Origin of the sequence: Falsiroseomonas sp. HC035 (assembly GCF_050563525.1) — a bacterium.
In the GTDB taxonomy this organism is placed as follows: domain Bacteria; phylum Pseudomonadota; class Alphaproteobacteria; order Acetobacterales; family Acetobacteraceae; genus Falsiroseomonas.
The window spans coordinates 18,965-28,610 of the sequence record NZ_JBNXUN010000031.1 but is presented as its reverse complement, the minus strand read 5'-3'; the positions used below and the strand labels follow the sequence as shown (position 1 = coordinate 28,610).

Below are 9,646 nucleotides of genomic sequence, written 5' to 3'. Positions count from 1 at the left end.
AGCATCAGGGGCAGGCGCCGAGCCAAGCAGATGTCCAGCAGTCCAGTCCTCACGCGGTCCAGCCGGGCCTGGAGGAAAGGGTTCTCGGGGTGGTGCAAGAGGCTCTCGTGAAGTGCGATCACGACACGTCCACCCGGCCTGAGCACGCGTCGGAATTCCGCCACCGCGGCCTCGGGCTTTGAGAGAAAGTAGAGGACGAACTGCGACCAGATGATGTCGAAGGACGCGTCGAGGAACGGGAGCGCCTGGATATCGCCCTGCCTGAAGGACAGGTTGCGCAGCCCCTCCATCTTGGCGCGGTGACCGGCGTAAGCGATGTAGTCTTGGCTGAAGTCTAACCCGATCACCTCCGTTTCCGCGTGGCGTCCTGCAATAACGCGCGCGGCCGCCCCCGAGCCGCATCCCGCATCAAGGATACGTGCGCCGGGCGGCGGAAAGACCCCCCGTAGCACGCGCTCCGGGCCCAGCAGAGCGGCTTGGCGCTCCAATCGGTCGCATTCGTTGGCGCTGTCATAGACATAATCTGAGGGCGCACTCGGCATGGCCTCCGCTCCACTCCAATGTGGCGATGATCCATGACCTCCAAGGATATCTCAGGTCTCTCGCGGATGTTGATGGGGACTTCAGCAGCTCGGGCCAAGCTTGAGCGCGCTACCAAGCGCTGCGCAGCCTGTCCAACAGATGCCGAATGAGGCCTGGAGGCACACCGTCATCGAGCAATGGATACGCACCTCCAATCGCCGCAGTACATCTGCCGTGGCTAGCTTCATACTTGCGCTACTCCGTGACCGATTGCAGCGCGGTCACTTCGGTCACCAGCTTGTTCCGGAACGCCTCCAGGAACCCGCTCTCCTCGACAGCGACCCGGATAAAGCCCGTCGCGACGTTCTCCCGCAACCAAAGCTCCGTGTCGGTCAAGAGATTGACGGAATCGATGCCAGGAAACTCGCCGGGCCGAGGTCCGAAAGCGATGGCATTGATGATGACCCCTTCGGCAGCGGCGGCGTCGCGCGCCTCCCACGCGGGAGTGAGGGATATTGTTTCCTGGCCATCGGTTGAGATATCGATCACTCGAAACTGCGGCAGACAGGGCGCAGCAGCCAGTTCTCGATGTGCATCGGCAATGGCACGACCGATTGCCGTGGTATCGTGTCGCCCGGATCGTTCAAGCGCACGGACTGCCGCGGCGAAGTGGCCCGCCTCCGAGGCATTCCTGATCATCGTCCATCCAAGCCGGACCATTGCACGATAGGAGAAGTCTGCGACCATGACGGCCATGCCGCCGTCCTGCTCCATGGCCCGGACCAACTGCGGTGTCTCGAACGCCAGGGCGGTACCGTCACGCTGAGCGGCATAGAGGTGGTCAGGGACCGATCCCGAGGTGTCGATCAGCAGGACAAGCGCGGCCAGGCACGTGGCAGCTGTCATGGACACCTCCCGCGTCATCGCAACCGCTGCCTTCATCGGCCGACTGGTCGGAGAGCCTACAGGTGCGAAGCCCTCCATAGGGTTCCGCCCAAGCAGCACCGCGTTCAAGCTCCGGGATTACACGAGTTCGCGAAACCGCCGTCGTGGTAGGCGAAGAATCTGTCGGTGCAGCGTGTCCGCGGTAATCACATCGCATTGCGAAGGCCGCGGTAAAATTGCGACCGGCCGCCTGGAAGTTCGTCGGGTCGGGCGGCACCGGGACGTTCATGCCGGCGTGGGCTATGATAGCCTGGAATCCTGTTCCAAAAAACGTCGCGCGCCCCGGCCCGTCCCACACCGTGAAGGCGTACGTCCCGCCCGGGCGGAGCACACGGAAGGCCTCGGCGAGCGCGCGGTCTGGCTCGGCCAGGTGCAGCGTGCCAAAGGCACCGGCGACTGCGTCGAAGCGCGCATCTGCGTCGTCCAACGCCTCTGGCGCGCGCGACTTCCACCATCGCCGGGGCGATGGCCACGCCCTGACGCCACGCGCAACCGCTCCAGCCGTGGACGTAGCCGGAACCGCAACAGACATCGAGCAGCCGCACGCCAGGCCGTGCGCCCAGCGCGTCGAGGAGAGGCGTCACCGCCGCAATGCTCATACGGCCGGCACGGCCGTCGTAGTGCGGCGCCTGCCGGTGCCAGCCATCGCGCTCGAAGGTCTTGAAGCCCGGTGTTCCGTCATCGAATCCGTAATGTCCCCTCTCGGTGTATCGCAAGGACGCGAAACAGCGGGCCCAGGCCCAAGCTGCTTCGGCTCCCTCAAAACGGCCCATCCATGGACCCGCGGGCCTTGTCGATCAGCCGGGCCGGTCCGTGCCACGTCGTCGAAACCCAATCTGTCGGCAGGCCGATATCGGTGAGTTGGGCCGCACTGAGGTCCTCGAGCCCAGGCTCCGCTGGCCGCACGGCGAGGGCGAGTCCGGCCTGCAGGCGCGAAGGGAGGGCATGCACCGCGTGCGGCCACGCAGGCCGGTATCGCGGCTCCACCGAGAAGGAGATTTGGAACCAGAGGGCGTTGGCGGATACGTGCATTTCGAACCTCCCCTATTGTCCGGCCTCCGCCCCTTTTGGGCAGTTGGCGAACCGCTGGCTCTAGCCTAGGCTTGGTTCCGGCCGGGTCGGCAGGCGGCTTCGGCCGGAACCGAGGCTTCTGCGCCATGCCCCGCATCCTGGGCCCTGCGCCGCCGCCACGGCCGCTGCGCGTCGCGGTACTCGTCACGCCCGCCTCGAACGCCTCCACGGCCTGCGGCATGGTCGACGTGTTCTCTGGTGTCGGGCGTTCCTATGAGCGCCTGACGGGCGAGGATCCAACTGCCGTATCCCTGATAGATGCCCGCCTCGTCACCCTCGACGGCGGCGAGGCGCCGGTGTCGAACGGAATAGTGCTCGCCGCCACACTGCCGATCTCCGCCTACGCACCCGGCACCGGAACCTGCGCCGACCTCGTCTGCGTGGCGTCGCTGGCCGTGCCGGCCGACCAGCCCGTTGGCGCCCCACCTTCGGTGTCCGCGTGGCTACGCCAGTGCCTCGCCGCTGGATCCGTCGTCGCCTCGGCCTGCTCGGGCGCCTTACTGCTCGCCGAGGCAGGGCTGCTCGACGGCGGCGAGGCAACCACGCACTGGGGCTACTGCGCGGCGTTGCGTCAGCGCCACCCTGCGGTTCGGGTGTGCCCGGAGCGCGTGCTGGTCGCCACCGGGCCCGGCGGGCGCGTGGTCACAGCGGGTGGCTCTGCCTCCTGGTGTGACCTGGTGCTCTACCTCGTGGACCGCTTTCTCGGCGCCGAGAGGGCGCGCCGGGCCGCGAAGCTCAACCTGCTGCAGTGGCATGTCGCGGGGCAGCTGCCCTTCGCGTCACTGAGCGTGACCGCGCAGCATGGTGACCGCGCGATCCGCGCGGCGCAGGACTGGCTGGCGGAGAACTACCGCGCGCCGCACGTGATCGCCTCGATGCTGTCGCGCTCAGGGCTGCCGGAGCGCAGCTTCCAGCGCCGCTTCCGCGCGGCGACAGGGCTCTCGCCGCTCGACTACGTGCACGCGCTGCGGATCGAGGAGGCGAAGCAGGTGCTGGAGACGACAGAGATGGCAGTGGACGCCGTCGCTGAGGAGGTCGGCTACGAGGATCCGGCCTTCTTTCGCCGCCTGTTCCGTCGCCATGTTGCTCTCACGCCTGCGGCCTATCGCCGGGCCTTCGCCCGTCCCGCGCCGGCCACCGGAGGTCGGTCGGGCTCTGGCGAGTGGAGCCCGATAGCGAGGGGGATGCGCAAGGATGTTGGCAAGCCTGCCGACCCCAACGTCGCCTAGTGGTGTGCGGCGCATGCCGCCTCGGCCTGTTCTCGGGCGGCCCCAAGGTCGCTGGAGCCAGAGGCCGCCTGCGTCCTCGGTTCCAGGGGCGCTCACGCTGGCCTTCGGATTCCGCACGCTTTCCGCTGCCTGGCGCCAGAGGACTGGTGCTAGCTTGCCCGGCGCCGCCCTCTGGAGCAGCACTCCTGACACGGCGGCGGCCCGGGTCCGCGCCGGCCGGCCTTCAGCCTGTACCGCGCCCTCACGGACACTCGCCTCCCTTCTATCAGAAGACAGGAGGATTCCATGGCCAATCACTCCACCACATCCGCTTCTGCCGCTCCAAGACCGGGGGTGCCCTTGTCCCCGTCCGGCCTACCGCGCCGAGGCCTCCTCGGCGGCGCCGGATTTGTCCTTGGTGGCGCCTCCTTCGCGCTACCGGGCGCATCACCGGTAGCCCCGGCCGCGGCCCAGCCAATCGCCACGGAGTCGGCAGCGCGTGCGGTGCTTGCCGAGCCGGCGGCGCGGCCGGTGGACCGCGCGCTGCACCGCCGGGCTGTCGAGGTGCGCGAGGTTTGCTTGCGCACCATGGGCGAGATCCCTGTCGCTCCGCATCCCGCCAATGACGACGAAGCCCGCTACGCCAACAAGATCGGCACCGACACGCGGGCTCTGCCGCACAATGCGCGCGGCGAGGTCGACCAGGCGGCTTGGAAGGCGTTGTACGACGCTTGCCAATCGGGCGACCCGGCCGACTTCGAGAAGATCCCTCTCGGCGGCACGCGTCGGCTGGGCAACCCGCTCGGCACCATGGCCGTCAGTCTCGGCGGTCTCAACCCGGCGCAGATCGCCATCCCCGCCGCGCCGGCCCTGGCCAGCGCGGAGCGGGCTGCCGAGGCGGTGGAGGCTTACTGGCAGGCGTTGCTGCGCGACGTTCCCTTCGCCGAGTACCAGGACGGGACCGGCAACCGCGATCTGCTCGCGGCCACGGAGGAGCTCGACCGGCTTCCCGGCTACCGTGGCGCGAAGCGCGACGGGCGCGTCACGCCCGGTACGCTGTTCCGGGGCAGCGCCCTCTACTTCGATGCAGCCGACCCGCGGGGCCGTGCCGTCACGCCGCAAGGCGTTCTGGAGGGGCCGGTGATCTCGCAATTCCTGCTCCGCGACATCCCCTTCGGCGCGCAGTCGATCGGAGCACGCATCCGGACCGCGACGCCGGCCAGCGAATTTCTGACCGGCTACGACGAGTGGCTGAAGGCGCAGAACGGCCAAGCGACTAGCGGCCAGCCCCAGTTCGACCCGACGCCGCGCTACATCGCCACCGGGCGCGACTTGGCAGAGGCCGTCCGCACCGGTCTGGCGCAGCCCTGGGCGGTGGCGCTGCTGCTCGCCACTCCCGCAGGCGGGCCGGACCCGCGCTATGGCGGCATGTTCCCGCTGGCGCAGCCGGCGCTGAACCCCTCCAACCCATACCGGCGCATACGGAACCAGAGCGCGGGAGCGGCGACCTTCGGGCCAAGCCATCTGCAGGCCCTGATTGCCACCGGATGCAATTACGCTCCCCGCGCCGCCTACTGGCAGAAGTGGTTCGTGCATCGCACGTTGCGGCCCGAAGCCTATGGCGGGCTGGCGCATCACCGCCTGGTCAACGGCGTCAGCGACTACCCGCTGCACGACGACTTCCTGCGATCAGAGGCGCTCGGGCGCACACGGGCGAAGCAGGGGACCTGCCTGCTGTCGCAGAACACTCCGGATGGCTCGCCGATCTTCTCGGCCTACCCCGGCGGGGGCGCGAGCCTCGGGGGCGTCACGGCGACCCTGCTGAAGGCGTTCTTCGACGAGAGCCGGGTCATTGCCGACCCGGTGCAGCCCGACCCGCGCGACCCGACGCGGCTGGTGCCCTACAGCGGGCCGCCACTGACGGTGGGAGGGGAGTTGAACAAGATGGCAGCGAACCTCGCCATGGGACGCAACTGGATGGGCATCCACTGGTGGTCCGATGCTGCGGCCTCCCTAGCGCTCGGCGAGGCGGTGGCGATCGGCGTGCTGCGCGACGAGCGCGTGACCTACCGCGAAGCCTTCGACGGTTTCTCTTTCACGCGGTTTGACGGCAGTCGCGTGACGATCTGACCCGTTGTCGGGTCGGTGTTGTTTGGGAACACCGACCCGGCGTGTCCATAGGAGCCCATCCGGAGAGGAATTGAATCGCATGAATCGGATATGATTCGCTGCTTCCTGCGGACGATTTGCGGGAGCAGACGGATGGCGTGGACGGTGGAGCATCGGCGTGCGGCGGACTGGCGCCGGCTGCGCTCTCCTCTGACCTGACGGATGCAGAATGGGCGATGGTGGCGCCGCTGATCTGGCCAGCGAAGCACGGCGGCGGGCGGCTTCCCAGGTCCCGCGCGATCGAGCCGTACCGTCACCGAGCCGCGTCGCTGGAGCCCTCGTTGCAGGTGGGCCAGTTGCTGGTCTTGTAGGCCGCCGTGTCGGTCTGCTCATGCCATTCAGCTATCATGCTGGACTCACAAGATAAATCTCCCCAGGCCGTCTGTGCAACAAAGCCGTCAGGGCCGAGAAGAAGCTTTCGACGGCGTTGATCCACGATGCGGAAGTCGGTGTGAAGCGGGTAACCAGCGCGCGTGCCGCTGCAGCCAGGGGCGCACCTTGGGGCGCTCGTGTTTGGCGTAGTTGTCGGCGATCGCGTGGATCAGTTTAGCCGCGGGCACAGCGCGCCCGACCGCGTTGCGGAAGCGGACGAACTCCTGGCTGCTGCGCTGGGACATGCAGCTGCCCGATACGGTGCCATTCTGGACAGTCAACTGGACGAACAGGGTGGTGACGCCAGTGGGTTTGTAGTCATGGGTCGTCGTGCCGCATTTGCCAGGCTCGACTGGCAAGCCAGGCTGGGTGCGGCTCAAGCGCCTGGATCTGCGGCTTTTCATCGATCGACAGCACCACTGTATGCATTGACGGATCCATGTAGAGGCCGACGATTAATCTTCTTGGCGAAGGCCGGATCGTTGAACCGCTTGTAGGTACGCAGTCGGTGGTGATTCGCGCCTCCTCCTGCGCGGCCACGCGCACATGCGCCGCCTGACCCCCGCCGTGCGGCCGCAGGATGTTCACCTAGCGGCGCTGGATGCGGCGGCTGCCGAACCGGGGTAGGGTAGGGATGACAGAGCTATTCGACTCCGAGCGCCTAATCGAGGTCCGCGCCGCGCTGAACTAAACGGCCGCCGTCGCCTTCGATCCGGCACGCATTCATCTGGCTGACACGACGACGGAGCGGCGCTGAGATGCCACTGTGGCGGCATCGGCAAGATTCACCGCATGACCTCTCCGCCCAAAGCAGTCACCACGTTCTGCTCTGCAAGGTCAAGCCGATCGGCCGTCTCGGCCTGTTGGGGCCCGAGCGCTTGGCCGGTTCCAGCAGACCCGATATCCATGGAACCGGCAGCAGATCACCCTGCCTTGCCGCCATGACCACTTGCTGATCCCATGCCGCGGCGCCAAAGCTTCGCCATGCTCCGCGGGTGAACTGCAGAGCGACAGGGGGAAAGCCAGCCAGATGCGCCGCAGCACGGACCGTATCCTGACCACCCATACCGGCAGCCTGCCGCGTCCCCGCGCGTTGACCCGCCTGCACGCGCGTCGTGCCCGTGGCGAGCCGGTGGATGAAGGTGAGCTTGCCGCGGCAGCGCAGGCCGCGGTCGCCGCCATCGTGCCGAAGCAGATCGCCGCCGGCATCGACATCCCGAACAACGGCGAGCAGGGCCGCGAATCCTTCGTGCTGTACCTGCGCGACCGGCTGACCGGGCTCGGCGGGCAAAGCAAGCGCGGCGGCTTCGCCGATGTCGAGGCCTATCCGGAATTCAAGGCGGACTTCACCGCCGCCGTCTCCGGGAAGGAGGCCGCTAGCGTCACCAGCCACCTGCCGAGCGCCGTGGCGCCCATCACCTATATCGGCCAGGCGGCGATGGCGGCGGAGCTGGCGGAATTCGACGCGGCACTCGCCCCTGCGCAGGGCCGCTTCGCCGAGGCCTTCATGGCCGCGCCCTCACCCGGCATCGTCGCCGCCGTGGTGCAGAACCGCCACTACGACGACGAGGAACGCTACCTCGCCGCGCTGGCGGAGGCGCTGCGCGTGGAATACCGGGCGATCCTCGATGCCGGCCACACCCTGCAGATCGATTGCCCCGACCTGGCGCTGGAACGCCATGGCGCCTACCAGGACCTGCCGCTGTCGGATTTCCTCGGCTTCTGCGAACGCTCGGTCACCGCGATCAACGCGGCCATCGCCGATCTGCCGAAGGACCGCATCCGTCTGCATGTCTGCTGGGGCAACTACGAGGCACCGCATGACCGCGACGTGCCGTTCGCCGATATCTGGCCGGTGATCCGAACGCTGCGCGTCGGCGGCTTCGTGCTGCCCTTCGCCAACCCGCGCCATGCGCATGAACACAAGGTGTTCCGCCAGATGCCGCTGTCCGAGGACCAGATTCTGGTGGCCGGTGTCATCGACACGCTGACCAATTTCGTCGAGCATCCGGAAGTGGTGGCGGAAAGGCTGGAACGCATCGCGGACAGCATCGGGGCGCCGGAGCGATTGCTGGCGGGCACCGATTGCGGCTTCGACACCTCCGCCGGGCGCGGGCGCGTCTCGGCGGATGTGGTCTGGGCGAAGCTTGCCAGCCTGGCGGAAGGCGCGCGCCTCGCCTCCGCCAGGGTCCTCTGACCATGTGCTGGATGTGCACCATCCGGCGCCCGACGCCGCGCCCGAAGCCGAAGCCGCCAAAGGCGGCGCCCACCAGACAGGGAGAAAGACCATGAAGCGTCGCACCATGCTGGCCGCCGCCGCGGCCACCTTCGCCACGCCGGGCCTTGTCCGCGCCCAAAACACCCAGACTGCCGCGTGGCCCGGGAACCGCCAGGTCCGCATCGTCATCACCTATCCGCCCGGCGGCACCTCCGATTTCGTGGCCCGCGTCTATGCCACGCGGCTTTCCGCCGAGACCGGTGGCAATGTGGTGGTGGAGAACCGCTCGGGCGGCGGCGGCGTTGTCGGCTGGACCAATGTCGTGCGCTCCGCCAATGACGGCACGACGCTGCTGCTGACCGATAATTCACTGGCGACGGCGCCACCGCTCTATCCCGACCTCGGCTTCGACATCCGGCAGGACTTCACGCCGATCTCGCTGCTGGTCGACTACCCGACGGTCTTCGTGGTGCCCGGCAACTCGCCGGTGCGGACGCTGCGGGAGTATGTGGACAGCGTGCGCGGGAAGCCCGCGGATGCGAATTTCTACGGCAGCATGGGCGCGGGATCCTCGCCGCATCTGTACACGGAGTACCTGCAGGATCTCGCCGGCATCCGCATGACGCATGTGCCCTATCGCGGCATGGGACCAGCCTTCACCGACCTGTTGGCCGGGCGCATCGGGCTGTTGATCGCGGCCCCGGCCACTGTGATGGGCGCCGTGCGCGAGGGCCGTGCGCATGCCATTGCGATCGGCACCCAGGGCGGGCGCATTCCTTCCCTTCCGGATGTCGCGACGGCGAAGGAGCAGGGCTTCGATTTCAGCTATTCCTTCTGGTACGGGATGCTCGGCCCGAAGGGCATGGACCCGGCGCTGGTCGGGCGAATCCAGCAGGAGCTGGACAAGGTGCTTGCCCATGCCGAAACCCGCGCACGCTTCGTGCAGCAGGGCGCGACACCCGTGGCCGGCGACGCCGCCGCCCTGCGGGCCGTGATGGAAAGTGACCTGGCGCGGTGGAGCGAGGTGGTGCGCGCCAAGGGCATCACCATCCAGAACTGAGACACGCCGCGCCCGGCAACATCATGCCGCTGACGCAGACCCGGGGGCGGCGCATCACCGTGCTGCGCGAACTGCCGATCT

At 67.9% G+C, this 9,646-nt stretch carries 7 protein-coding genes and 2 pseudogenes; 5 read left to right on the top strand and 4 right to left on the bottom strand.

Annotated features, from left to right (window positions below; all coding sequences use genetic code 11):
* The 3 genes from ACLF3G_RS28095 to ACLF3G_RS28085 form a co-directional block, all read right to left on the bottom strand.
* The coding region (locus tag ACLF3G_RS28095) for a class I SAM-dependent methyltransferase (protein WP_430672685.1) at positions 1 to 542 on the bottom strand (542 nt) is incomplete at its 3' end.
* 235 nt (positions 543 to 777) lie between these two features.
* On the bottom strand, positions 778 to 1,428 hold the full coding sequence (locus tag ACLF3G_RS28090) for a DUF1194 domain-containing protein (RefSeq protein WP_430672684.1): 651 nt from the start codon (positions 1,426 to 1,428) through the stop codon (positions 778 to 780).
* Positions 1,364 to 1,999 (bottom strand): class I SAM-dependent methyltransferase, encoded by a 636-nt coding sequence (locus ACLF3G_RS28085; RefSeq protein WP_430672683.1) that lies wholly within the window; start codon positions 1,997 to 1,999, stop codon positions 1,364 to 1,366. Before ACLF3G_RS28085 ends, ACLF3G_RS28090 begins: the two co-directional genes overlap by 65 nt.
* A 625-nt stretch (positions 2,000 to 2,624) precedes the next feature.
* Between ACLF3G_RS28085 and ACLF3G_RS28080 the strand changes: the two genes are divergently transcribed.
* The 3 genes and pseudogenes from ACLF3G_RS28080 to ACLF3G_RS28070 all read left to right on the top strand — a co-directional run.
* Positions 2,625 to 3,767, top strand: coding sequence for a GlxA family transcriptional regulator (locus tag ACLF3G_RS28080; RefSeq protein ID WP_430672682.1), 1,143 nt, complete (start codon positions 2,625 to 2,627; stop codon positions 3,765 to 3,767).
* Positions 3,768 to 4,334: 567 nt separating this feature from the next.
* Positions 4,335 to 5,876 (top strand): hypothetical protein, encoded by a 1,542-nt coding sequence (locus tag ACLF3G_RS28075; protein WP_430672681.1) that lies wholly within the window; start codon positions 4,335 to 4,337, stop codon positions 5,874 to 5,876.
* 132 nt (positions 5,877 to 6,008) lie between these two features.
* Positions 6,009 to 6,130, top strand: a pseudogene (locus ACLF3G_RS28070) (IS5/IS1182 family transposase); the annotation flags it as partial.
* A 163-nt stretch (positions 6,131 to 6,293) separates the two neighbouring features.
* Here the strand turns inward: ACLF3G_RS28070 and ACLF3G_RS28065 are convergent.
* Positions 6,294 to 6,798, bottom strand: a pseudogene (locus tag ACLF3G_RS28065) (transposase); the annotation flags it as partial.
* A gap of 519 nt (positions 6,799 to 7,317) precedes the next feature.
* Between ACLF3G_RS28065 and ACLF3G_RS28060 the strand changes: the two are divergent.
* Together ACLF3G_RS28060 and ACLF3G_RS28055 are read left to right on the top strand one after the other, a co-directional pair.
* Positions 7,318 to 8,484: a cobalamin-independent methionine synthase II family protein gene (locus ACLF3G_RS28060; RefSeq protein WP_430672680.1), complete on the top strand. Its 1,167-nt coding sequence runs from the start codon at positions 7,318 to 7,320 to the stop codon at positions 8,482 to 8,484.
* Between the two features lie 91 nt (positions 8,485 to 8,575).
* Positions 8,576 to 9,565, top strand: a complete 990-nt coding sequence (locus ACLF3G_RS28055) for a Bug family tripartite tricarboxylate transporter substrate binding protein (protein WP_430672679.1) — start codon at positions 8,576 to 8,578, stop codon at positions 9,563 to 9,565.
* The last annotated feature ends 81 nt before the right edge of the window (positions 9,566 to 9,646 follow it).

Coding starts and splice junctions, on each gene's coding strand:
- ACLF3G_RS28090 (WP_430672684.1), bottom strand. CDS start 1,428: ATGACAGCTGCCACGTGCCTGGCCGCGCTTGTCCTGCTGATCGACACC.
- ACLF3G_RS28080 (WP_430672682.1), top strand. CDS start 2,625: ATGCCCCGCATCCTGGGCCCTGCGCCGCCGCCACGGCCGCTGCGCGTC.
- ACLF3G_RS28075 (WP_430672681.1), top strand. CDS start 4,335: ATGGGCGAGATCCCTGTCGCTCCGCATCCCGCCAATGACGACGAAGCC.
- ACLF3G_RS28060 (WP_430672680.1), top strand. CDS start 7,318: ATGCGCCGCAGCACGGACCGTATCCTGACCACCCATACCGGCAGCCTG.
- ACLF3G_RS28085 (WP_430672683.1), bottom strand. CDS start 1,999: ATGTCTGTTGCGGTTCCGGCTACGTCCACGGCTGGAGCGGTTGCGCGT.
- ACLF3G_RS28055 (WP_430672679.1), top strand. CDS start 8,576: ATGAAGCGTCGCACCATGCTGGCCGCCGCCGCGGCCACCTTCGCCACG.